This is a genomic window from candidate division KSB1 bacterium (assembly GCA_022562085.1).
In the GTDB taxonomy this organism is placed as follows: Bacteria; Zhuqueibacterota; Zhuqueibacteria; order Oceanimicrobiales; family Oceanimicrobiaceae; genus Oceanimicrobium.
The window spans coordinates 1-21,988 of sequence record JADFPY010000040.1 but is presented as its reverse complement, the minus strand read 5'-3'; the positions used below and the strand labels follow the sequence as shown (position 1 = coordinate 21,988).

General features: G+C 46.3%; 22 protein-coding genes. 12 read left to right on the top strand and 10 right to left on the bottom strand.

Going from position 1 to position 21,988, the window contains the following annotated elements:
- Positions 1 to 41 precede the first annotated feature (41 nt).
- Positions 42 to 377 (bottom strand): hypothetical protein, encoded by a 336-nt coding sequence (locus tag IH879_06020; protein MCH7674496.1) that lies wholly within the window; start codon positions 375 to 377, stop codon positions 42 to 44.
- A gap of 240 nt (positions 378 to 617) precedes the next feature.
- Between IH879_06020 and IH879_06015 the strand changes: the two genes are divergently transcribed.
- The 3 genes from IH879_06015 to IH879_06005 all read left to right on the top strand — a co-directional run bounded on the left by IH879_06015 (position 618) and on the right by IH879_06005 (position 5,560).
- Positions 618 to 1,232, top strand: a complete 615-nt coding sequence (locus IH879_06015; protein MCH7674495.1) for an RNA polymerase sigma factor — start codon at positions 618 to 620, stop codon at positions 1,230 to 1,232.
- A 19-nt stretch (positions 1,233 to 1,251) separates the two neighbouring features.
- The gene (locus IH879_06010) at positions 1,252 to 2,301 is read left to right on the top strand and encodes a hypothetical protein (protein ID MCH7674494.1); all 1,050 of its coding nucleotides are present in this window, start codon (positions 1,252 to 1,254) and stop codon (positions 2,299 to 2,301) included.
- A 109-nt stretch (positions 2,302 to 2,410) separates the two neighbouring features.
- The gene (locus IH879_06005) at positions 2,411 to 5,560 is read left to right on the top strand and encodes a CHAT domain-containing protein (protein MCH7674493.1); all 3,150 of its coding nucleotides are present in this window, start codon (positions 2,411 to 2,413) and stop codon (positions 5,558 to 5,560) included.
- Between the two features lie 275 nt (positions 5,561 to 5,835).
- Here the strand turns inward: IH879_06005 and IH879_06000 are convergent, their stop codons facing one another.
- The gene (locus tag IH879_06000) at positions 5,836 to 6,045 is read right to left on the bottom strand and encodes a response regulator transcription factor (protein MCH7674492.1); all 210 of its coding nucleotides are present in this window, start codon (positions 6,043 to 6,045) and stop codon (positions 5,836 to 5,838) included.
- A gap of 271 nt (positions 6,046 to 6,316) precedes the next feature.
- Between IH879_06000 and IH879_05995 the strand changes: the two genes are divergently transcribed.
- The 3 genes from IH879_05995 to IH879_05985 are packed head-to-tail and all read left to right on the top strand — an operon-like array spanning position 6,317 to position 7,703.
- Complete coding sequence (locus IH879_05995; GenBank protein ID MCH7674491.1) at positions 6,317 to 6,928, top strand: sigma-70 family RNA polymerase sigma factor; 612 nt, start codon at positions 6,317 to 6,319, stop codon at positions 6,926 to 6,928.
- Positions 6,925 to 7,392 (top strand): hypothetical protein, encoded by a 468-nt coding sequence (locus IH879_05990; GenBank protein ID MCH7674490.1) that lies wholly within the window; start codon positions 6,925 to 6,927, stop codon positions 7,390 to 7,392. The genes IH879_05995 and IH879_05990 overlap by 4 nt, the downstream gene beginning before the upstream one ends.
- Positions 7,389 to 7,703, top strand: coding sequence for a YbjQ family protein (locus IH879_05985; GenBank protein ID MCH7674489.1), 315 nt, complete (start codon positions 7,389 to 7,391; stop codon positions 7,701 to 7,703). Before IH879_05990 ends, IH879_05985 begins: the two co-directional genes overlap by 4 nt.
- Before the next feature lie 23 nt (positions 7,704 to 7,726).
- Here the strand turns inward: IH879_05985 and cyoE are convergent, their stop codons facing one another.
- The 8 genes from cyoE to coxB form a co-directional block, all read right to left on the bottom strand.
- Entirely contained in the window at positions 7,727 to 8,584 is an 858-nt protein-coding gene (cyoE, locus tag IH879_05980) for a protoheme IX farnesyltransferase (GenBank protein MCH7674488.1), read from the bottom strand.
- A 137-nt stretch (positions 8,585 to 8,721) separates the two neighbouring features.
- The gene (locus IH879_05975; protein MCH7674487.1) at positions 8,722 to 9,690 is read right to left on the bottom strand and encodes a heme A synthase; all 969 of its coding nucleotides are present in this window, start codon (positions 9,688 to 9,690) and stop codon (positions 8,722 to 8,724) included.
- A gap of 1 nt (position 9,691) precedes the next feature.
- Positions 9,692 to 10,045 (bottom strand): cytochrome C oxidase subunit IV family protein, encoded by a 354-nt coding sequence (locus IH879_05970; protein ID MCH7674486.1) that lies wholly within the window; start codon positions 10,043 to 10,045, stop codon positions 9,692 to 9,694.
- A gap of 18 nt (positions 10,046 to 10,063) precedes the next feature.
- Positions 10,064 to 10,600, bottom strand: a complete 537-nt coding sequence (locus IH879_05965) for a cytochrome c oxidase subunit 3 (protein ID MCH7674485.1) — start codon at positions 10,598 to 10,600, stop codon at positions 10,064 to 10,066.
- A 68-nt stretch (positions 10,601 to 10,668) separates the two neighbouring features.
- Positions 10,669 to 11,061 carry a hypothetical protein gene (locus IH879_05960; GenBank protein MCH7674484.1) on the bottom strand — a complete coding sequence of 131 codons (393 nt, stop codon included), beginning with the start codon at positions 11,059 to 11,061 and terminating at the stop codon, positions 10,669 to 10,671.
- Positions 11,062 to 11,070: 9 nt separating this feature from the next.
- A complete protein-coding gene (locus IH879_05955) occupies positions 11,071 to 11,757 on the bottom strand; it encodes a heme-copper oxidase subunit III (protein MCH7674483.1) in 687 nt (228 codons plus the stop codon).
- 102 nt (positions 11,758 to 11,859) lie between these two features.
- Positions 11,860 to 13,701 carry a cbb3-type cytochrome c oxidase subunit I gene (locus IH879_05950; GenBank protein ID MCH7674482.1) on the bottom strand — a complete coding sequence of 614 codons (1,842 nt, stop codon included), beginning with the start codon at positions 13,699 to 13,701 and terminating at the stop codon, positions 11,860 to 11,862.
- A 142-nt stretch (positions 13,702 to 13,843) separates the two neighbouring features.
- Entirely contained in the window at positions 13,844 to 14,503 is a 660-nt protein-coding gene (coxB, locus tag IH879_05945; protein ID MCH7674481.1) for a cytochrome c oxidase subunit II, read from the bottom strand.
- Positions 14,504 to 15,032: 529 nt separating this feature from the next.
- On the opposite strand from coxB, the gene IH879_05940 reads away from it, so the two are divergent.
- From IH879_05940 to IH879_05915, 6 genes are all read left to right on the top strand, one after another.
- Positions 15,033 to 15,683, top strand: a complete 651-nt coding sequence (locus tag IH879_05940) for a zinc finger Ran-binding domain-containing family 2 protein (GenBank protein ID MCH7674480.1) — start codon at positions 15,033 to 15,035, stop codon at positions 15,681 to 15,683.
- 52 nt (positions 15,684 to 15,735) lie between these two features.
- Positions 15,736 to 16,278 carry a peptide-methionine (S)-S-oxide reductase MsrA gene (msrA, locus tag IH879_05935; protein ID MCH7674479.1) on the top strand — a complete coding sequence of 181 codons (543 nt, stop codon included), beginning with the start codon at positions 15,736 to 15,738 and terminating at the stop codon, positions 16,276 to 16,278.
- A 16-nt stretch (positions 16,279 to 16,294) separates the two neighbouring features.
- Positions 16,295 to 18,640, top strand: coding sequence for an NAD(P)-binding domain-containing protein (locus tag IH879_05930; protein ID MCH7674478.1), 2,346 nt, complete (start codon positions 16,295 to 16,297; stop codon positions 18,638 to 18,640).
- Between the two features lie 73 nt (positions 18,641 to 18,713).
- Entirely contained in the window at positions 18,714 to 19,385 is a 672-nt protein-coding gene (locus tag IH879_05925) for an NAD(P)H-hydrate epimerase (GenBank protein ID MCH7674477.1), read from the top strand.
- A 215-nt stretch (positions 19,386 to 19,600) separates the two neighbouring features.
- Positions 19,601 to 21,616, top strand: a complete 2,016-nt coding sequence (gene tkt, locus IH879_05920; protein MCH7674476.1) for a transketolase — start codon at positions 19,601 to 19,603, stop codon at positions 21,614 to 21,616.
- A 2-nt stretch (positions 21,617 to 21,618) separates the two neighbouring features.
- On the top strand, positions 21,619 to 21,988 hold a 370-nt coding region (locus IH879_05915), incomplete at its 3' end, for a transaldolase (protein MCH7674475.1).

Sequence of the window (21,988 nt, the reverse complement as noted above, 5' to 3'; positions counted from 1 at the left end):
CCCAGTTCTTGCAACTGTGCCGCATTCTCAAGGCCAACTCTTTAAGTACCTAACTCCTGAAGCTGTGCACCATTCTCCAAATGAATCGCGTAGGACGCACCTAACTCCTGAAGCTGTGCAGAAGACTTAAGAATGGTATCATTTGACAATTCACGTTGTTTTTGAACTTTGATTTCCTGAGCGGATGCGGTGCTCACTAAATTGGATTTTGTCTCATTTGTTCTGAAACGCTTGGCTTTTTCAACATTTGCAGGTGATTGAGCAATGGCGGTAGTTCCGAATACTACCAAAAGGCCGGCGGTGATGATTGCTTTTCTCATTTTAAGGTCCTCCATTTTAAAATTAATATTTGTTGTTGTTTTCATTTTCTTTTTCATCCTTCATTTAACGTTCTACAATGATGTCGTAACATCTTTGTAAAAGGTCACAAAAAAAATGATGAAAATTTAAAAAGTTATTGAAAATAAATATTTGCTTCATTATTATATAACGTTAAACAAACCATCGATTATTTGAGATGTCGTGAAGTTCTTCTTTGGAGACACGCAATGGCCTCAATCAAATATCTCTAGACGACATCCGCTTAACCTTAATCATCGCATTTTAAGAATAACGCAATGAACTCTGATCCTCAAAAAGACTTAGCCAGGCTTTTAAGAAAAGCTCAGGCTGGTGATAAGTTTGCTTTGCAGCAGCTTTGTATGGAGCTTGAGGGTTATGTGCGTGGATTTTTCTGGAAAAAATTTCGCGACAATGTGATTGTTGACGATCTATGTCAAGAAGCTTTCATACGATTCCTGAATAATCTAGCGCAGATTCGCGATAAAATGAAATTAAGAAGTTTCGTGGCTAAAGTCGCTTTCCATGTGATGCAGGACCATTTCAGGCAAAAATATCGAAAAAGCGAAGAAAGGCTGGAAGAGGACTATCAGGATGAGACAACACAAGAACCCCATCTCAAAGTTGAGAATCTCGAAAACGAAAGTGCTGACGATATTTTAAACAATGTGGATTTAACCGAAGCTTTAAATAAATTATCCGAAAAATCCCGCGAGATCATCCTGCTGAAATCCCAGGGTTACGACTATGAGGAGATATCCGAACAGATGGGTTTGAGTATTAGTGGTGTCAAGATGCAGGTAAAGCGAACACTCGAACAGCTAAGATTTTCATTACTTGCTGTGACCTTTTTGTCATTCCTCACGACTATACTAAGAAAGGATATTTCTTAACTCTATAAGGAATGGAAAAATGCAACTTTGTGAAAAGATAAATGACAAATTGATTTTCTTCGAAGATCTCAACGAAGAAGAAAAACACCAGATACAGGTTCACCTCGATGATTGCAAGAATTGCCGGGAAAAACTGCGGGATTTTCAAAACATACTGTCAGCCATCGAAACCAATCACGAACATCCCATTGAAGATGAGCTGCTCACGCGCTACAGCATCTATTTAGCTGCGCCTGGCGAAACGGACTACGACGGTAAAAAGTTAACCCGCTCCGAGATTGGACGAATCAGAAAGCACGTACTTGAATGCCAGGTCTGTGAGGAGAAAATCGAACAATTCACCCGAGAATATCGGGAAGTCGAAAACTATCTCGATGAGACAGACCTGCCCGAATTGATTTTAGGTCCACGGCCGGCCCTGGCCAGACTTTCCGATCTTCTGCAACATTTATACAATTCCGTCATACTTGGGATTAAGGACCTGGTAAATATTCCGATGCCAAAATTATATCCGGTTGCGCTCGGTGCCGTTGCTGCCCTGTTTATCATGATATGGGTTGGGCCCTTTTTCCGCGGCAGTGAAAATCCATACCTCAAACTTGTCCCCGTTGGCAAAGAAAGTGCGTCGTTTCTGACCCGCAGCCGCCTCTCGCAGGCTTTAGCCGAAGGGCTTGCCGCATTTAACGAGGGTGAAATGGAGCGGGCTATTCAGCGCCTGCAAGGTTTTATAAGCACCAGTTCTGACCACCCATCGCTTTTCTATGCCCATTACATATTGGGAATCGCTTACCTGAATCAAGCCAAAAGTGATTTTCTCGGCAGATTCCAACAAGTCAATTCGGAGTTGGTAGAGGCCGGGATTGAGAATCTTGAACTTGCAAAAAGCTTGAGCCAAAATCGTAGCATTACCGAAGGTTGTAACTGGTACATCGGCGTGGCCTATTTAATGAAAGGTGACGGCACCGGTGCCAAAACCATGTTCGAACAGGTAGTTGAGCTTCGCGGCCGTAGATTTAAGGAAGCGAAGGAAATGCTTACGGAAATCGAAAGGTCCCTGCAATCTCAATGAGATTGCTACCAATCCATAAATACGGTGACATAATTTAGATAGGATAAACAAGATAAACTGGATGTCTTCTCATTATAGTCACCCTTTCATCCCGTCAAAAAACGTTGTGATGCAAAACAGACCTATTTATTTCTTGCTTCTTACAGTGACCGCATTGGGTCTTGTCTGCTTGATCCCGACTTCAGAACTCTGGTCGCAACTCCCGGATCATTTGCGCGAGCGGTACAAGACCGCCCTGAGAATGATGGGGGAGGAAAATTACCAGGAAGCTATACCCGAGCTGCAGCGACTGATTCAGGAGGATCCTCAACTCTCCAATGCTTACCGGAGCTTGGCCGAGGCTTATATTTATCAGGGCGACTTTGAGGCCGCCAAAGACTACTTCGAATCTTTGCGGCAAAAAAATTCTCAGAATGCTTATCTTTATTATGCTTTGGGCCGAATTGCTTTTGCGCAAAATAACCTCAATAGCGCCATCACTAAGTTGAAAAAGGCCATCGAGTTGCAGCCCGATTACGCTGAACCGTATGGCCTGAGAGGCGGTCTTCCCGAGATCTACAATGCAATGAAAGACCTGGACACGGGAGCACAATATTTTCGTGGCCTCATTGAGGCCGACCCCAAAAATGCCTGCAGTTACTATGGCTTGGCTCGCATCCATATAAAGAAATATGAGCTGCAGGAAGCGCTCAATATGCTCTCCAAAGCCGTTGAACTCGATCCGGAGCTGACCCTGGCTCATCAATCGATGATCTTTCTTCTCTTTCGTTTAAGTAGGTATGATGATGTTCTGGAACGCAGTAAAATGTTGCTACAATTGGCAAATCGAGTTGACGATTTTGCAGCATCCGCTTATGCAGAGTATATGATAGGAAATACTCATTTTGTGCGAGGCGATTACTCAAAAGCACTCTCATGGCTGCAAGATGCCTTCAGCCATGCTAAAGAAACTGGCAACATCAAAAGACAATCAACAGTTGTCAACACAATGGCTGCCATTTATGCTTTGTCTGCAAATTTCCCAAAAGCTTTGCAATATTTTAATGAATCTCTAATACTCACGCAAAAAAGCGGGCACAAAATGGCTGAGGTACAGGCTTTGGGCAATATTGCAAATGTTTACAAAGATCAAGGAGATCAGGAGCAAGCTTTGGTGTACTACCAAAAGGCGTTGCTCAGTGCACAAGAAAACAATTTCAAACATGGAGAGAGCGTGAACCTCTCTAACATGGCTGAAATATATCAGCAGCGAAAAGATTTCAGCAAAGCGATTCAGTATCAGAAAAGGGCTCTGGAACTTGCAACGGAAATTGGTGAGAGAACTCTACAGGCCTACATTTTAAGAAATTTTGGTACGCTTAATCAAGATTTAGGAAAAGACGCGGAAGCAATCGATTATCTGCGGCGTGCTCTTGCTATCGGCGTGGAAACCAGGGATGTGCAAATAATCTGGGAAAGCCAGGCCGGCCTGGGGTCCTGCTATGAGCAGCAGAATAAACCAGATCTGGCGATCAAACATTACAAGCATGCCATCGCGCTTTATGACTCGGTCCGCAACAGCCTCGATATCGAGTCCCTGCAGACCAGCTTCCTCGAAGACAAGTATGAAGCCTACCCCTCCATTATTCAGCTTTTGGCCCGCAGCGGCAAACTCGAAGCAGCTTTTGCTTATGCGGAAAAATACAAAGCCAAATCTTTGCTGGATCTCCTATCAAAGGGACGAAATCTGTTCAACCCCTTGCTGTCAGATTCCCTGAGAGTAGAGTTGCAAGAGATCCTCGGGCAAAATGAAGAAGCGCATCAGGCACTCTTGCTGGAGCTTGCGAAACCGCACAAAGACCAGAGCAAAATGTTAAGCCTGGATCAGAAAATTACCGATTTGGAGCTCAAACGCGTGACCCTTATCGAAAATCTCAGGACACGACACGGTCCCTTTTATCAGCTTGCCGCTCCCGAAATCCTTGAACTGAAAGAGGTCCAGCGGCGAATCTTGCAGAATGATCAGGCCCTGCTCGAGTATATACTCGGGTCCGACAGGCTCGGCATTTTTGTGGTCACCCCGGACACCGTTGCCTACTCGGAAGTCCCATTGAGCCGGGAACAACTCAAAAGCATGTTAACCCATTTGAGCCCAATTTTCGGCAGCGAAAGGGATAAACAATTTCTGAATGCAGAATTGGCCGATTTTTCAATCCCGCCGGCTCATGCCCTTTACCAATTGCTCATCAAACCCATTTGGAGTCATATTGCAGATACAAAAAGACTCATAATTGTGCCGGATGATCTTCTTTATTACCTGCCCTTTGAACTGCTGGTCTATGACACCACCGGGGTCGAAACGCCGTACGACTTCAAAAATGCCAAATTCCTGCTGGAACAATTCGAAATTTCATACATGTCGTCAGCCAGTCTGCTGGACCCGCGGTTGCAAGCGCCGAGGAAACCCACTAAGGTGCTCTTAGCCCTCGGCAATCCGGATTTTGACACACCAAAACGGTCAGAACCTGAACTGTTGGCCTCGAAAGAGCCAGTCACGAAAAACGTCGCCAGGGGAGATTTCCTGCCCTCATTACCAAATGCCGAATCCGAAGTGAAGGCCATTGGAGCCGAAACTGGCGGATCAAACAACAGCTTGCTCATAGGCGCAGCGGCCAATGAAGAATCGTTCAAAGCCGAGGCCGAAGACTACCTTATTCTCCATCTTGCAACTCACTTCCTCACCGATGACAATCAGCCGCTCTACAGCAAAATGGTTTTGGCGCAGAATAACCAAACTACCGAAGACGGTTATCTGCATACGTATGAGATTTTCAACTTAAGACTGAACGCGGACCTGGTAGTTCTCAGCGCCTGCAACACCGGACTTGGGAAACTGCGTAAGGGCGAAGGAGTCATCGGTACCTCGCGGGCATTTTTAGCTGCCGGCGTGCCGAGCATGGTGGTAAGTTTGTGGAGTGTGGACGATAAATCGACCGCGGACATTATGAAGAATTTTTACAAGCACTTAAAGTCGGGAATGGATAAAGCACAAGCGCTGCGCATTGCAAAGCTGGACTATCTCGAGTTTTCTGGAAATGCCGGCATAGACCCTTTTTATTGGGCTCCCTTTATTTTGATTGGAGACGCCGCTCCTATCGATTTTCCCACACCGTCCAGCTCCCACTCCCAAACCGTGGTTTTCACCATTTTGGTGATTGTTGTTGCAATATCTGCTCTGATCATTTTAAAGGTAAGACGGGCTCGCATCGTGCAATCGTGATGACAAGCTCAGGACCTGGCGGCGGTAAAAACGGGAATTTTCTCTATTTTGCAAAGTGACCAATAATTAACGCAAGAAATATTAGCCTTGAAATAAAAAACGTCAACCACAAAACCCAAGTCGCTATTACTCCCGGGGGTTCAAATAGAACTTGCCGGTCTCAAACTCTCCTGATAGCCTCGAATAATTCTTCGAACCACGCCTTTCAACAAATAGCCTGAGGCCCTGCACTTAGCATGCCTTCAATCAACCCGTTGTCGGAATGCATCGGCAGGTCAATTATTTAACATCCGGTGCGTCGGCAAGGATTTTCCGGGTTGCCTCGACCCATTTAGATCGGGCATCGAAATATCCATGATGACGACATCTGGCTGTAATTCGCGAACGAGTTGAACGGTTTCGCGTCCCATTTCGGCTTCGCCGGCAACCTCGATACCCATCTCTTTTTTAAGAAGGGATTTAAGGCCTTCGCGTACGATTTTCATGATCATCCGCAAGAAGGATTTGCGGCTCATCTATTGAAATTCTTGAAAGGTTTAAACGAAGGCTGATTCATTCAAAATTTAGGGGATTTTTTTTAAAGGACAAGGGTTTTAACAAAATTTAATATTTCATTACTTTACATTTATTTAAAATTTTGAAACATATTGCTTGTCTGACGATTTTTATTTTTTTATAATTGTCCATGAATAATTTTATCAGGGTGGTGTATCAAATGGCAATTCTTGTGAGGTTTAGACTTTCTACTAAAAGAAAATGTCTTACGGACTTGCTATTGTGAACCCAACTTTAACTGAAAACAGAATGGCGCCTGCTGTTGATGAAGGCGCACTCATCCTTCGCTGCCAAGCCGGCGAGAAGCAGGCCTATGGTGAGCTTGTCAATAAATATATGAAGCGCGCCTACTACACCGCTTTGGGCCTCATTGGCTCTCCGGAAGCTGCCATGGATTTGTCTCAAGAGGCATTTATTCGTGCCTACCGCGCCATTAAGCGTTTGGATGCGGATAAGAAATTTTTTACCTGGTACTATCGAATTTTAAAAAACCTCTGCTTGAATTATCTGCGGGATCGGGCCAGACACGCGCGGCCTTTTTCGGAGGTAGGAGAGACAACCCTATTAAGAATATCAGATCAAAGTGAGGATGCTTCTAAGCAGGTCGAGCAAGAAGAAACGAAAGAAATGGTTTGGGACGCTATCAATTCGCTCAATCCCCAGGAGCGGGAAATCATTATTCTGAAAGATTTTCAAGAGCACTCTTATAAAGAAATTTCCGAGCTGCTCGACTGCCCAATGGGTACGGTCATGTCGCGTTTGTATAATGCGCGCCAAGCTTTAAAAGTTAAACTTGAGAAGGTGTTAAAATGAGTCGTCAACTCACATCCGCCGAAAAAAGGCATTTTCAAACTCTGTTGATGAAAGCCGTGGATGGCGAGCTCAACTCGGATGAGCAAACGGAATTCGATAAATTTGTTAGCCAAGATGCTGACTGCCGAAACGAATGGCAGCAGATGAAAAAATTAAAGGAGGTGACGAAAAATATGAATTTCAAATCTCTTCCCACCGAAGTTTGGGACAATTATTGGGTGAATGTTTATAATCGTTTGGAGAGAGGACTGGCATGGATCCTTTTTTCCATTGGCGCCATTATTCTTCTAACCTATAGCGGGTTTAAAGCAGTTGAGTCCATTATCGCGGATCCTCAGCTTGCGGGAATTCTAAAAGCCGCAATTTTAATGGTGATCGGCGGTTCGGTTATTTTATTGGTGTCGGTTGTCCGTGAAAAACTATTCACACGAAAATCGGATCCTTATAAGGAGGTACAAAGATGATTTTAGTAGCGTCCAGTGAAATTGCCGGTAAGAAGATTGTGAAAACTATCGGTCTGGTAAAAGGAAATACAATTCGAGCGCGTCATTTAGGCAAAGATATTATCGCCGGATTAAAAAATATCGTTGGCGGCGAAATTGAGGAATACACCAAACTCATGGCGGAAGCCCGGGAACAGGCGTTGGATAGGATGAAGGCGGCAGCTGAGGAAATGGGAGCAAATGCCATTGTTGATGTGTCTTTTAGCACCAGTTACATCATGGGAATGGCCTCGGAGATTCTGGCGTATGGGACGGCGGTGGTGGTTGAATAGATTTTAATTAAGAGTTTTTACAATCAGGTCTTATCTACAAACATCAAGGTGAGGAGTAAGGGAAGATAAATAATTGAAGCATGCAGGAGTTGCTTCGCGTACCGGTTTGATTTTCTTCGAGCCAGTCGAATTCCTGAGGTAAGGTAGAGCAGCCCCAGAACCAGGGCGCCGACAAAATAGACAGCCCCGGTCAATCCTAAGACGGTTGGCAGGAGGCTGACCAAAATGAGCGCCAGACAGTTGACAATAATTTGTCTGCCGGTTAAATTGCCGTCAACATCTAAAACCGGCAGCACAGGAAACCCGCCGCGCTCATAATCTTCTTTGTAAATCCAGGCAATCGCTAAAAAGTGGGGGAGCTGCCAGAAGAAGAGAATGAAAAATAACGCCCAGGCGCCACCGCCGATTTCTCCAGTCACAGCAGCCCAACCGCCCATTGCCGGTAAAGCGCCCGGTACGGCTCCGATAATTGTGGAAAGCGAGGTTTTGCGTTTCAATGGCGTGTAGACGAATACATAGCTCCCTAAAGTTAATGCAGCTAAAAATCCAGTTAAGAGATTAGTAGTCAGGCACAAGTAAGTAATGCCAAAAATTGAGATCGATGCAGCGAAAATGCCAACTTGTTTAGCAGTCAATCTACCGGATGGTAAAGGCCGTTTTTGAGTCCGTTTCATTAATGAATCAAGGTCGCGTTCAATCAATTGATTGAGAGCATTCGTTCCGCCGGCCACCAGCCAGGTGCCGAGCATGGCGTTTAAAAGAAGAATCCAATTAATTGAATCCCTTGCACCAAGATAAAAGCCGGCTAGCACGCTCACCAGTACCATAAACGTGACGCGCGGTTTTGTAAGTTCGAAGTAATTTGTTAAATTATTTTTCAAATTAAAATTTTCCTTATTTCATCGCGCGGTGAAGCCGCACTGGCAAACGTAAGACGTGAGACGTGAGACGTGAAAAGCTTTCTTAGAAAAGATGTCATTTTTTTTCAAAAAAATGCAAAGTTCAGCGATAATACTTATTATGTCGTCTGTTCAACTAAAAAATTTTCAGCCATTTCTTTTTTCTGAGCTTTAAAAAGCATTTGAATTTGCAGAGTTAAGAAGAGGCTTGTGCCCAAAATAAACGCCCCGGTTGCAACGTGGGCTGTTGTCGGAATAACTGCTTTCTTCGTCCAGATTGTAATTCCCGCCAGCAAAATCTGCAAAACAAGTGAACTCAATAAAACGCCTGCGGTTCGAACCAGAGCGGGTTGATTCCGATGACTGCGAAAAATTCTAAAACAGGTCCAGGTTACAGAAATTGAGACAAGCACTGCGCCGATTCGATGCAAAAAGTGAATGGCTACTTGCTGAGAGTGAATCGGCGGAATGATTTTTCCAAACGCCAGGGGAAAATCCGGAATCGCTAATCCGGAACCTGTGTGCCGCATAATTGCGCCGAGAATGAGCTGTAGGAAAACTACTCCTATTGACAGCAACGCTAAATCTTGCAAGTTTGGTTTTTGTGTGTCTGCTAAATTGGGTTCTTTTTCAAGCCAACTTTTAGATGTAAAAATCGCCAGGCAAATTGTCATGCAAAAAAAGATTTGCGCAAGCGTGCCGTGCAACACAGAAATTGGGGTTGGCAGTAAGAAGAGCACGGTCAGGCCGCCGAGGACCCCTTGAACAATCACTGCCAAAAGCGCGCCAACGCCAAACCATTTGACCCAACGCCGGGGTTCTTTCAACCACAGCCAAACTGCTAAAATCACGGTTAGAAAACCAACAATTGAAGCAATCATGCGATGACCGTGTTCGTATAAAATTCCGCCAACCATTTTTGACAGAGGGAATGAGAACATAAACTGGCCGTAAGTGTTTGGCCAGTCTGGGACTGCCAGTCCGGAGCCCGTGCTGGTCACCAAACCACCGATGAAAATCAATATAAAAGTAGAGGCCGCAACCAATTTAGCAAAACGGTGCAGCCAAATGTTATAAGGACTGTTCATATTACTCGTTTGCTGAGTCACTTGCATCCGCAACCTGCTCGACATTTTCGATTTGAGCGGATTCTTTGCGTTCCGATTCGTGTGGCGTTCCGGTTAGATCCGGCAGCAGGGAAACAATCAACAAAGTACAAAGAATCAGCGGCGTCAGGGCAATGATTCCCAAAGTTCGCTTTTCGAATTTCAAGTGCATGAAATATAATGCCACCAGAGCGGCTTTGACAAGTGCCATGCCAATGAGTGCAATTGCGATAATGAGTTTTGCAATCGGCACAAAAATGACGCCTACTTCCAAAGCGGTTAAACCTGCCAGCAAATAGAAAACGCCTATGTAGTTTGGTTCTTTGTGGTCAGACATTCGAATCTCCTCAAAGATTTAAATTAAGTAAAGAAATGTAAAAACCAGGATCCAGACCAAATCAACAAAGTGCCAATAAAGCCCGAGAATTTCAACGCCGTTGCAATTCTCTGCCGAATACTTACCTCTCAGACCTCTGATAACAACGATAGTAAGATAAATAACACCCGCGGTAACGTGAGCGCCGTGGAAACCTGTAATCGCGAAAAAGGTTGTGCCGAAAAGGTAGTTGCCATATGGATTAGTGGTGAATTCCAGACCTTCATGAATTAGGTGGGTCCATTCATATGCCTGGCAGCCCAGGAAGATGACTCCCCCGAGAATCGTCAGACCCAGAAAAGTTACCAGCCTCTTTTGATCACCTCTTTTAATTGCCGAAAGACCTTTCACCATGGTGAGGCTACTGCAAATCAACAGGAAGGTCATGAATGCAGTGAGAGAAATACCGAGTACCTCTGCTGGGACTGGCCAATCCACACTGCCGGCACGAATGGCGCCGTATCCTGCCAGAAGTGCGCCAAAGGACATAGCGTCACCGGCGAGGAAAACCCACATTCCCAGTTTTCCCCAGCTTTCCGGAGTTAGGGGCGATTCTGCCGGGTCAACTACTAGGGTTGCTTGACTCAATTTTCTTCCTCCTTTTTTACTATGGAAATTTGATTCAGATTTGTTTTAGTTTGACTTTGCCTTGTAATGTAAACAATTCCGATTGCAACACCGCCAAAGACGATAAACGGCATCGCCATCATGTACAAAACGCTTAAATTAAATCCGTGGCTAATTTCGCCGTTGAGAGCGGCTCCGCAGCCGGGGCAGGCGTGCAAGGCTGGTGCGGTTATGCTGATTAGAAAGGTAACTGCAATTAAAAAAAGACCGTCTTTGCGAGGAATGAAGCGACGAAGCAATCTTCCAATATTGAGCAAGGAGATTGCTTCGCTTCCAGAGCCTGCCCTGAGCACAGGCGAAGGGGTCGCTCGCAACGACTGCACGCGATGATTTTTTTTTACTAAGAACATAAGACTTGCCTAATTAAAATAAACCAAACCGTAAAGCACCGGCCAGAGCGCCACAACTAAATACCAGTACATTCCCGAAAGCTTAATTCCGACATGATTGTTTGCGTTGTAAGCCGGTGGATTCATTCTAAGCCTTGAAACCACAATCGTTAACCAAATCACTGCGCCCAAAACGTGCAAAGCATGACACCCAATGAGCGTATAAAAAACCGTTCCATAAATATTCGAAGATAAAGTGAAACCGAATCCGAGTAACCGTGTCCATTCAAATCCTTGCACGGCTAAGAAAAGGGCGCCGAGTAAAACCGTAATTGTCAAGCCCTGCAAAATCTTTTCCCGGTGCCAGTCTTTCAGCAGCCTTTTGGTTTTAAACATTGTCAGGCCGCTGAAAAGAAGAATCGCGGTGTTTATTCCCGTGACGACCACCGGCAGCCTCGGCTGCCCGGGAGGAGGCCAGTCACTTGCTCCAAACCGCAGCACGATAAAGGCCCCGATGATACCTGCAAAGAACATCAGTTCAGCGCCGATGAACAGCAGCATGGCCAAAACGGCACTATTTATGGGTCTGTCAGAATCTCCACCATTTGATCCGTTGCCGTTGCCGAATGCGTCATCATCCAAAATCGGCGGCAGGCCTTGCCCAACATCTTTTTCTATCGTCAGGTCATCGGCTCTTTCCTCCGCTGCACTTCCCATCAGTTTTTGGTGATCACAGTAACCACAGTTATTAAAACCAAGAGGAGCAAAACGCCAATCAAGATAAAAGAAAGCCTTCGATTGCGTTGTGATAGATCGGCTTTACTTCTTTCCATTACCGTCGGTCGCTATCGTCGCTTGACTTGTTTGCGGCAAATAATCCTCATCAATTCCGGGAGCGTTGTATTCGTACGGCCCGTGATAAACCGTCGGGACCTCTACGAAATTTCCGTGAGGCGGCGGTGTCGGCGCCGTCCAATCAACTGTATTCGCTTTCCATGGATTATCTTCAGCTTTTTTACCCCTGAACATGCTGTAAAAGACATTAAATATGAAAATAAGCTGGACCATTCCAAGGGTAAATGCGCTCATGGTGATAAAAATATTCATCCCTTCGAACTGCTGTAAAAATTCGTACTGTAACGGGTTGGCAATTCTGCGCATGTGACCGCCAACGCCGAGAATATGCATTGGGAAGAACGTGCAGTTAAAGGCTATGAAAGTCAACCCAAAGTGAATTTTTCCGAGCGTGTTGTTCATCATGCGGCCAAACATTTTGGGAAACCAAAAAGTAATTGCGGCAAAGATACCGAAAAGGCTGCCGCCAAAGACCACATAATGGATGTGCGCCACGATATAATATGTGTCGTGAATAAAAATGTCAACCGGTGTGGAGGCCATATAAATACCGGAAAGTCCGCCGATAACAAACATCGAAACAAAGGCGAGGGCATTCAGCATGGGAACGGTAAACTGAATATTACCGCCCCAGAGTGTTCCCAGCCAATTGAAGGTTTTAATGGCTGAGGGAACTGCGATCACCATTGTGGAAATCATGAAAGTTGTTCCCAGGGCCGGATTCATGCCGCTTTGAAACATGTGATGCCCCCAGACAATCCAGCCCAGCCCTGCGATTGAAACCATCGCATAGACCATGGCATGGTAGCCAAAGATCGGTTTGCGAGAAAACACCGAAAGAATTTCCGAGCCAATTCCCATGGCCGGCAGAATTAAGACATAAACTTCCGGATGGCCGAAGAACCAGAAAAGATGCTGCCAAAGAAGGGGGTCACCGCCGCCGGAAGCATTAAAGAAGCTGGTGCCAGCCATGCGATCGAAAAGCAGCAGCGCAAGAGCGGATGTCAGCACCGGTAAAGCCAGGAGCAGCAGAATGGCCACAATAAAAAGCGACCAAATAGTCAGCGGCAGCCGCATAAACGTCATTCCCGGGGCGCGCATATTAATTATTGTCGTGATATAATTTATCGACCCCATCATCGAAGAAATACCCAGAAAGATCAGGCTGAAACACCAGAGATTTTGTCCCCAGTCAACGCCGGTCCAGGTCGGATCCGCTGAAAGCGGCGCGTAAGCGGTCCAACCGGATGCGGCGTGGCCGCCGGGAACGAAAAATCCGATAAGTATGATCACACCCGAAACAACCGCCACCCAAAAAGACAGCATATTAAGCAGCGGGAAGGCCATGTCGCGTGTGCCGATCATGAGTGGTATGAGGAAGTTGCCAAAGCAGCCGACGAGAATCGGCATGACCACAAAGAAAATCATAATCGTGGCGTGCATGGTAAAAAGTGTATTATAAAAGTTTGGAGAAATCACGCCTGCAGGCATTCTTTTCGCTATCCAGCTTTGCTCTTCTTCGGGTTTCTCGAACTGCTCATCCCAGTAACGATCCGCTGCCGTTTGTGCTTCGCCAGTTTCCATATATTGGTCCGAAACGCCGATCAGCGGTAAAGGTTGATCCGGATAAGCTAACTGCCAGCGTACTAACATGACCAACCCACCTCCGAGCATGAGCATAAGAAGCCCGAGGAGTAAAAACTGTTTAGCGATCATTTTATGATCGGTGGAAAAAATATACGTTTTAAGGAACCCGTGATGCGCATGCTCGATGTGCGTATCTTTTACGGCTGCTGCCTCGCTCATATTCGTTTCCTCATTTTAATTATCAAGATTAAAACACTTCATGCTGAATCTCTCATCCGACCTACCCGATAAAATCGGCACAGGCAGGACAGGCTCCATCGAAGCATGAAGTTCCTCCTTTTATTAACATTTTGGCAGGATATCAATTTTCCGGCCAGGTCGATTTAACCCAGGCATCATAATCCTCCGCGCTGTGCACGATGAGCTTACCCAGCATACCGGAGTGACCAAACCCGCAAAGCTCGGCACAGGGAATTTCGTATTCACCCGGCTTAGTGGCCTCAAACCACATCATGATTTCTCTTCCCGGTAACGCGTCTTGTTTCAACCGTAACACAGGCACAAAAAAACTGTGGATGACGTCAAGTGCTTTTAATTTAATATGAACAACTTGATTCACCGGGACGTGCAAAAGATTGTCGATCTGATAATCGTCTTCTGTACCGAACATGCCGTCCGGTCCCGGGTAAAGTATTTCCCAATTGAACTGCTTGCCGGTTACCTGCACAACTGTGCTCGACGGCGGGAGCTCTTGTTTGATTTTACTCCAGAGAGGTTTGCTAACCAGGGCCAGTACAATCAACGCTACAAGCGTAACAACTGTCCAAATAATCTCCAGCGTAGTGTTGCCGTGCGTATACTTTACCTCCCGGCCCTCTTTATAACGGTAGCGAATCAGGAAGTAAATCATCGTCCCGGCAACCAAAAAGAAGACCACCGCAGTAATGTAGTAAATCACATAAAAGAATTTGTCGATTTCACCTCCAACGGTCGAGATGTTCGGCGGCAGCCAATCTAACATGTTTTTCTTCCTCCAAATTAGAAACAGGGAAATGGCGGGTTAAAAGGATATGAAAAAACTACCGGTTACAAATTAGTAATTCGTAATATAAAAAACTGTCAAAAAATATGCAAGCAAATATTATGTAATATTTGCGACGTCGGGAGTTCTTTTGCTTGTTTTTTGGGCCGCTCCGGCCTCCTCCCCCGTTGGATAAACGCCCGTTTCGATTAAAATTCATCCAATGCTGTTTTAGGCAGCCATAGGCTAAGAATATCTACTTGATTTAATCTATCCAACGGGGTGCGGGGTCCTGCGCGGGCTCCGGGCGCCTCCGTCCCGATTTCATTATTATATTCTTCCTGAAGGAAAGTCGGGACGGGGTCGCCCTCCGCTTAAGTTTGGAGTTCAAGCTTTAGCTTACATTTGTTTTGCCATTATCTACTTGCAAAGCGGTCAACATTTTTTTATATTAAATCGGATCTTAGTTCGTCCTCTTCTGCATTCAACCAAAACTTATTTGACCAATCGCAAAGCCTTGGGAGGAAAAATGCATGCCTCGAAGTTGATTTTAACCACTGGTTTTCTATCCCTTGTTTTAATCGCCAATTCCAGTTCACTTGCCCAAGAACCGCAGACACAGTATAAGTCCATGCCACCCAAAAAGGGTGAGCGCTGCATCATCTGCAACGTCCCCGTCTCCAGAGACGACGTCACCCTGATGGTGCGCGGCAGACGCGTGCCTTTAAAATACACTATGGTCGATTCGTTTATGAACAATCAGGAAAAATATTTTGCAGAGCTGCAGCCGAAATCCGCTCTGTTTCAAGAAAACATGGAAGCGACAGGCACCGCGCAGGGAGGAATCAGCAGCGGCTGGTTTCTTTTCGGATCCTATATTTTAATTGCCCTGATTTTCAGCGGCCTCAGCGGTTCCGCCGCCATCTCAAAAGGGCTGCCTCCGATTACACATTATTTCATCGGGTTTTTCTTTAGCGTTTTCGGTTACATTTACGTACTAACCCGACCCGTTCTGACCAGCGAAGGCGAGATTCCCGCAGGTTTCGTCAAAGTACCGACTACGCACGCACCGGTACTGTGTGAAAAATGCGGCAACACTAATCATCCGAGCGCGAAGAAATGTTCCGGCTGCGGGGCTCAGTTAGAACCGCAAATGCAGTCGGAGGTAGAGCGGACATAGGAAATCCCCCGATGCTCGATGTTCACTTAAAATTGAAATTATAGGAGTAGAGATGTCCGAAGAACTCGAAACAATAACCCTCGGCGCCGGCTGCTTTTGGTGCATTGAAGCGGTCTTTCAAAATTTGAAAGGCGTACAAAGTGTGGTCTCCGGTTATACCGGCGGGCAAGTTGAAAATCCAACCTATGAACAGATCTGCACTGGCACCACCGGCCACGCCGAAGTTGCCCAAATCATATTTGATCCCGCAGTGATTTCGTTTGAAGATTTGCTGTATGTCTTCTGGCGCACTCATGACCCGACAACTTTGAACCGCCAGGGTGCCGACCTAGGAACCCAATATCGTTCAGCGATTTTTTATGACAGCGAGGAACAGAAAGAAATCGCCGAAAAATCAAAAGCGAAAACCGGCGCCTCCGACCTCTGGCCGGACCCAATTGTCACGGAAATCTCACGATTAGATAAATTTTATAATGCTGAGGAATATCATCAGGACTATTACAAGTTAAATCCTAATCAGCCTTATTGCCGATTGGTGATTGACCCGAAGATTCGGAAGCTGAAAAAAGAATTTTCGAATAAACTGAAAGACTGAGGATGAAGGTTAGAAAATGCCCAAACAAAAATCCTTTTTAACTCAATTCAGAAAAAAAATCATCGACATCCTGCATTCGGGCAGCAGCCAGAACGAGCGTCCGTTTTTAAAAAAACATAACGAAAGCAATATCCCCGGTTTGTTTATCATCGGTGATTTGGCAGGCGCGCCCGTGATCAAATACGCGATGGCTCAGGGCCACGATGTGATCGAGCATATTGCAACCCTCCCCGGTGCAATTGGTGGGGGAGATGGCGACTTGATTGATGTCGTTATCATCGGCGGAGGTGCTGCCGGGTTGAATGCCGCGTTGCAGGCAAAAGAGCGCGGCATGAAATCCGTGGTTTTGGAAAAAGAGAAAATCGCCAACACAATCGAGAACTTTCCTGAGGGCAAATGGGTGTACGCCGAGCCGGACACTCAGCCAGCCAAAGGCAAACTCTGGCTGGACGGCGCCACTAAAGAAGACTTGATTAAGAAATGGCATCAAATTGTTGATGAAAATAAAATCGATATTCGCAAAGAGGAAGGCGTTGACACGGTCGAGAAAAAAGACGGTATTTTTCACGTTAAAACAAGCAAAGGCGAATACCGCAGCAAACGGGTTGTTTTGGCAACCGGGCAGCGCGGCAACCCGCGGAAACTAAATGTTCCCGGTGAGGATCAAAGGCATGTTTATCACCGGCTTTATTCCCCGCGCAAATATAAAGATGAAAACATTCTGGTCATCGGCGGCGGTAATAGTGCCATCGAAGCCGCTGTTACGTTAAGCGAACAAAACAAAGTTTACCTGTCCTACCGAAAAGGTGAGTTCGGCCGCATTTTCAAAGACAATGAGCGGGAGCTCAACGAACAAATCGCCGCAGGCAAAATCGAGCCCATCTTTCATTCTGAAGTCACTAAATTCGATGAGAAAGAGGCAACTCTGAAAATCAACCGGGGCAGCTCTGACGAAACTCGCAACATCCAGTTTGATCACGCTTTCTGTTTAATTGGCGCAGATGTGCCGCGACGCTTTCTCAAATCACTCGGTCTTAAAATGGAAAATGAGTGGGAAGGCAGCCTCCTGCGTTCAGCGGTACTAACATTAGTCGGGTTCATCGGACTTTCGATTTTTGGTGTGAAGTTCGGCGGTTCAGCTTCATTCCTTGGAGTGAATTTATCGTTTTTACCTGAGTGGTTCGGTCTGCTCATCTGGGCACTCTCCCTGGCCGGTTTGATTCGTTTTGGTATAAAAGGGGATCGCTTTGCCTGGTTGGGATTTTCCTTCTTTGTCTGGTACACAATCTATGGCGCCAAAGTCGGCGGGGGTGACGAGTTCTGGCCTTATAAGAATTGGGGATACAAATTTCTATCCTTTTTTAACCGGCCGTGGTCGTTTTGGTATACCATTATTTACACTACTTTGATGACATTTTTTGGTTTAGAGGCGGTTAAGCGTTGGGGTTTAGATCGCAAAGACAAGTTCCAAATATGGCGCTATGTGAGTCTGATCAGCTTCCAGTGGATTTTCTTTTTCCTTATCCCGGAATATCTTTTTCAATCAGCTGTCGAGCACCAGTGGGTTGGCGAGAAGCTCGCAAGTGATCCGCAATTTGCCGAGCAGGCGTGGCGCAGTTATGGCATCGTTTACGCCTGGCCGCTTTTTTTCTACACCTTTTTCTATGACCCGCACCAGATTTGGATCGTCTGGGGAGTGCTGCTCACTTTTGTTGTTATTCCCGTCTTTGTGCTTTTTTTCGGCAAACGTTATTGTTCCTGGATTTGTGGCTGCGGCGGCCTGGCCGAAACTTTTGGCGATCGCTGGCGGCACCTGGCCCCAAAAGGCAAAGCCTCTATCAAATGGGAATGGATGAGTATGGCAGTTTTGATTTTTGCAGCTGTGGTTACCGTCCTGATGCTGGTAAAGGATATCTACGGTGCAGTTAGAGGGTCGGCGGAACTTGGCATCAATATTTACCGCATTTATGCCGACGTCTGGTTGGTCGGAATTTTACCCGTGACTTTGTACCCGTTTTTTGGTGGCAAAGTCTGGTGCCGATACTGGTGCCCATTGGCAAAGTTGATGCACTTGCAATCCAAGTGGTTTGCCAAACTTAAATGGAGCCGGTTTAAAATTGTTGCAAACGACAAATGTATCGGCTGCTACGAATGTTCTCGTAATTGTCAGGTCGGTATCGATGTCATGAATTATGCTTTAAAGCAAAATGTTCTGGATAACGAAACCAGCTCGTGCATCGGCTGCGGGATTTGTGTCACCGTTTGCCCGATGGATACGCTGAGTTTTGGTAAACAGGCGAAAGTGATTAGCAACGGCCCCGTGCGGATTGTTTCGGAAAAAGGGAAAGTTGAACTTGCTTGAAATTGATTATTGAAAATTGAATCGGTTTTTTACAGAAAGTGGTGTTGAAGTTCCTGCACTTACAACCGAGCAGATGCGTGAAGTTGACCGTATTGCCATTGAGGAAACCGGTCCCAATTTGTACCAGATGATGGAGAATGCAGGGCGGAATCTGGCAACACTTGCCATTTTACTTTTAGGAAAAGGCTGGCAAAAGGCGAAAGTCGTAGTGTTGGCTGGAAGTGGAGGAAATGGAGGTGGAGGGGTTTGTGCTGCCCGGCATCTCGCAAATCGTAATGTCAAAGTTTACTTGTGTCTTGCTAATTCAGAGGGTCTCAGTGAAGTGCCCGCGTTCCAGCGAAAGGTTTTTCAGTTTACATGTGGTGAAGAAGTTGATATCTCGGATTTGCGATATCAACATGTTGATTTAGTTTTGGATGCTTTGATTGGTTACGGTTTGCAATCTGCTCCTCGAGGAACCGTACAGAAATTGATGCAATGGGCGAGGGAGTCCGATGCTCCAATTTTGTCTCTCGATGTCCCATCCGGATTGGATTCTACGACTGGTGAAACTCACGGCGACTATATCCAAGCGACCTGGACCATGACACTCGCTCTTCCCAAAACCGGATTGTTGAGCGATAAAATCGGCAAACTTTATTTAGCTGATATAGGTATTCCAGAAGAAACCTTTCGGAGAGTTAACCCAAATTATTCATCACCTTTTAACGGTGATTTCATCGTTGAACTAAAACGCTCAGGTTGAAACTAACCATGATTCTTGCCGGCGATTAGGGTGAAACAAAAATTCCGAATTTGGTGAGTGTTGCTGCGCTACATTTTCTCCATTATGTTATTCCGAACACTTCGGCTTCGTTCAGTGCAGGCTCCGTGAGGAATCTGATAGCAGCACTAAGCATGAAATCCAAATAAAAGTTGGAAAAATTACTACGCTTTTTTCAGGAAGGTAAAAGAAAGGAAATGAACCAACAACAGACTGAACTCGACCAACTTTGTATCAACACAATCCGCACGCTAAGCATCGACGCTGTGCAAAAAGCCAACTCAGGGCATCCTGGTGCGCCCATGGCTTTGGCGCCGGCGGCCTATGTTCTGTGGACGCGTTTGATGAAACACAATCCGCAGAATCCCAAATGGTTTGACCGCGACCGTTTTGTGCTTTCCTGCGGTCATGCCTCGATGCTCATTTATTCTCTTTTGCATTTGACCGGCTACGACTTGTCTCTCGCTGAAATTAAAAATTTCCGCCAATGGGGGAGCCTTACCCCGGGGCACCCGGAAGTCCATTTGACACCCGGGGTAGAAACTACCACCGGTCCGCTTGGACAGGGAATCATGAACGCAGTGGGCATGTCGATGGCAGAAGCCCATCTGGCCGCCGTCTTTAATCGTCCGGGGCATGACTTGGTTAACCACTACACTTACGTCTTTTGCAGCGACGGCGATCTCATGGAAGGCGCCTCACATGAAGCAGCTTCCCTTGCCGGTCATCTGGGACTCGGAAAACTTATTTGTCTCTACGACGACAACCACATCAGTATCGAAGGCGAGACGGAGATTTGCTATTCCGATGATGCCAAACTTCGCTTCGAGGGATATCACTGGCATGTGCAGGATTTGGGAGAAAAGGCCAATGACATTGAAGCGCTTGAAAAGGCATTTCTGGAAGCGAAGCAGATCAAAGATAAACCGTCGCTGATTATTTTGCGTTCCCACATCGGCTTTGGCTCTCCCAATAAACAGGACACGCCGGGAGTGCACGGTTCGGCTTTGGGAGAAGATGAAGTTAAGCTTACAAAAAAAGCTTACGGCTGGCCGGAAAACGAAAGCTTTTTGCTGCCGGATGAAGTTTCAAATCAAATGAGCCAGTCAAAAAAAGGAGATGAATCAGAAAAGGATTGGAATGAGCGCTTCACTGCTTATAAAAATGAATTTCCGGAATTAGCTGCGGAGTTTGAATCGGCTTTGAGCGGAGCGTTGAAGCCCGGCTGGGACAAAGATATCCCGGAATTTCAACCATCCGACGGTGCGATAGCCACACGGTCGGCCTCGGGCAAAGTCATCAACGCTTTTGCCGAGAAAATCCCCTGGATTTTGGGGGGCAGCGCCGACTTAGCGCCATCCAACAATACTCTGATGAAGAACTCCGGCTACTTTGCCAAAGGCCAGTACCAAAATCGCAACATCGCCTGGGGGGTACGGGAGCATGCCATGTGCGGCTGTTCATCGGGAATGGTACTGCACGGAGGCATTCGCGCTTTTGTCGGGACCTTCTTTATATTCACCGATTATGCCAGACCATCCATTCGGCTTGCCGCTTTGATGGGACTGCCGGTTATTTATGTTATGACTCACGATTCCATCGGTCTCGGCGAGGACGGCCCGACCCACCAGCCGATCGAGCACCTCGCTTCGTTGCGGGCCATGCCCAATCTCTGCTTAATTCGACCGGCAGATGCAAATGAAGTCGCCTATGCGTGGCGAGCTGCCCTCGCAAGAAAAGATGGTCCGACCCTTCTGGTATTGACGCGCCAGAAAGTCCCGACGTTTGACCGAAGTGAGGCAGGGAGTGCGGATGGTGTTCTGAAAGGCGCTTATATTTTATCGAAAGAAAAAGGAAATTCCCCGGACGTTCTGCTAATTGCATCCGGCTCGGAAGTTCAGCTCATTTTAGAAGCGCAGGAAAAGCTTTCTCAGGAAGGAATCGACGCCCGGGTGGTAAGCATGCCAAGCTGGGAGCTGTTTCAAGAGCAGTCGGAAGACTATCGCAATGAAGTGCTGCCGCCAAATGTCAAAGCACGTCTTGCTGTCGAAGCAGGGGTTCCTTTTGGCTGGCGGGATTGGGTCGGGGAGGCTGGCGATATTATAGGAATTTCGAAATTCGGAGCGAGTGCACCACATCAAGATTTGTTCAAGCAATATGGGTTTACTGTCGAAAATGTGGTGGCAAGAACAAAGAAAATTTTAGGAAAGTAAGTATGAGCGACAACTTGGAACAACAACTTTTTTCTAAACAAGCTGGTTTTGAAGCAACTCTCGGCACTTTTGATCAGCGGGTGAAAATCGCTTTAAAAGAGCTTAAAGAAAATCAAATCATTGAAAAAATATGGAATCTCGATCACACAGTCTGGAAGCCGGAGCCGACGGAGATCAGCAATCGACTAGGCTGGCTTGTTAGTCCAAAGGGGATGATGGATAGTATCGCCGAAATTGAAGCTTTTGTGGAAGAGGTCCGGGAAGCCGGCTACACTCACGCCATGCTTTTGGGAATGGGGGGCTCAAGTTTAGCGCCCGAGGTTTTTCGTTTTACTTTTGGCGTAAAAGATGGCTATTTGGACTTAGCAGTTT

Excerpts from the sequence above, each read along its gene's own strand:
- IH879_05995 (MCH7674491.1), top strand. The coding sequence starts at position 6,317 with ATGTCTTACGGACTTGCTATTGTGAACCCAACTTTAACTGAAAACAGA.
- IH879_05960 (MCH7674484.1), bottom strand. The coding sequence starts at position 11,061 with ATGTTCTTAGTAAAAAAAAATCATCGCGTGCAGTCGTTGCGAGCGACC.
- IH879_05985 (MCH7674489.1), top strand. The coding sequence starts at position 7,389 with ATGATTTTAGTAGCGTCCAGTGAAATTGCCGGTAAGAAGATTGTGAAA.
- IH879_06020 (MCH7674496.1), bottom strand. The coding sequence starts at position 377 with ATGAAAAAGAAAATGAAAACAACAACAAATATTAATTTTAAAATGGAG.
- IH879_05930 (MCH7674478.1), top strand. The coding sequence starts at position 16,295 with ATGCCCAAACAAAAATCCTTTTTAACTCAATTCAGAAAAAAAATCATC.
- IH879_05975 (MCH7674487.1), bottom strand. The coding sequence starts at position 9,690 with ATGAACAGTCCTTATAACATTTGGCTGCACCGTTTTGCTAAATTGGTT.
- IH879_06000 (MCH7674492.1), bottom strand. The coding sequence starts at position 6,045 with ATGAAAATCGTACGCGAAGGCCTTAAATCCCTTCTTAAAAAAGAGATG.
- IH879_06015 (MCH7674495.1), top strand. The coding sequence starts at position 618 with ATGAACTCTGATCCTCAAAAAGACTTAGCCAGGCTTTTAAGAAAAGCT.
- IH879_05990 (MCH7674490.1), top strand. The coding sequence starts at position 6,925 with ATGAGTCGTCAACTCACATCCGCCGAAAAAAGGCATTTTCAAACTCTG.
- IH879_06005 (MCH7674493.1), top strand. The coding sequence starts at position 2,411 with ATGCAAAACAGACCTATTTATTTCTTGCTTCTTACAGTGACCGCATTG.
- IH879_05925 (MCH7674477.1), top strand. The coding sequence starts at position 18,714 with ATGCGTGAAGTTGACCGTATTGCCATTGAGGAAACCGGTCCCAATTTG.
- IH879_05955 (MCH7674483.1), bottom strand. The coding sequence starts at position 11,757 with ATGGGAAGTGCAGCGGAGGAAAGAGCCGATGACCTGACGATAGAAAAA.
- IH879_05965 (MCH7674485.1), bottom strand. The coding sequence starts at position 10,600 with ATGTGGGTTTTCCTCGCCGGTGACGCTATGTCCTTTGGCGCACTTCTG.
- IH879_05970 (MCH7674486.1), bottom strand. The coding sequence starts at position 10,045 with ATGTCTGACCACAAAGAACCAAACTACATAGGCGTTTTCTATTTGCTG.
- IH879_05950 (MCH7674482.1), bottom strand. The coding sequence starts at position 13,701 with ATGAGCGAGGCAGCAGCCGTAAAAGATACGCACATCGAGCATGCGCAT.
- IH879_05940 (MCH7674480.1), top strand. The coding sequence starts at position 15,033 with ATGCATGCCTCGAAGTTGATTTTAACCACTGGTTTTCTATCCCTTGTT.
- IH879_06010 (MCH7674494.1), top strand. The coding sequence starts at position 1,252 with ATGCAACTTTGTGAAAAGATAAATGACAAATTGATTTTCTTCGAAGAT.
- coxB (MCH7674481.1), bottom strand. The coding sequence starts at position 14,503 with ATGTTAGATTGGCTGCCGCCGAACATCTCGACCGTTGGAGGTGAAATC.
- msrA (MCH7674479.1), top strand. The coding sequence starts at position 15,736 with ATGTCCGAAGAACTCGAAACAATAACCCTCGGCGCCGGCTGCTTTTGG.
- tkt (MCH7674476.1), top strand. The coding sequence starts at position 19,601 with ATGAACCAACAACAGACTGAACTCGACCAACTTTGTATCAACACAATC.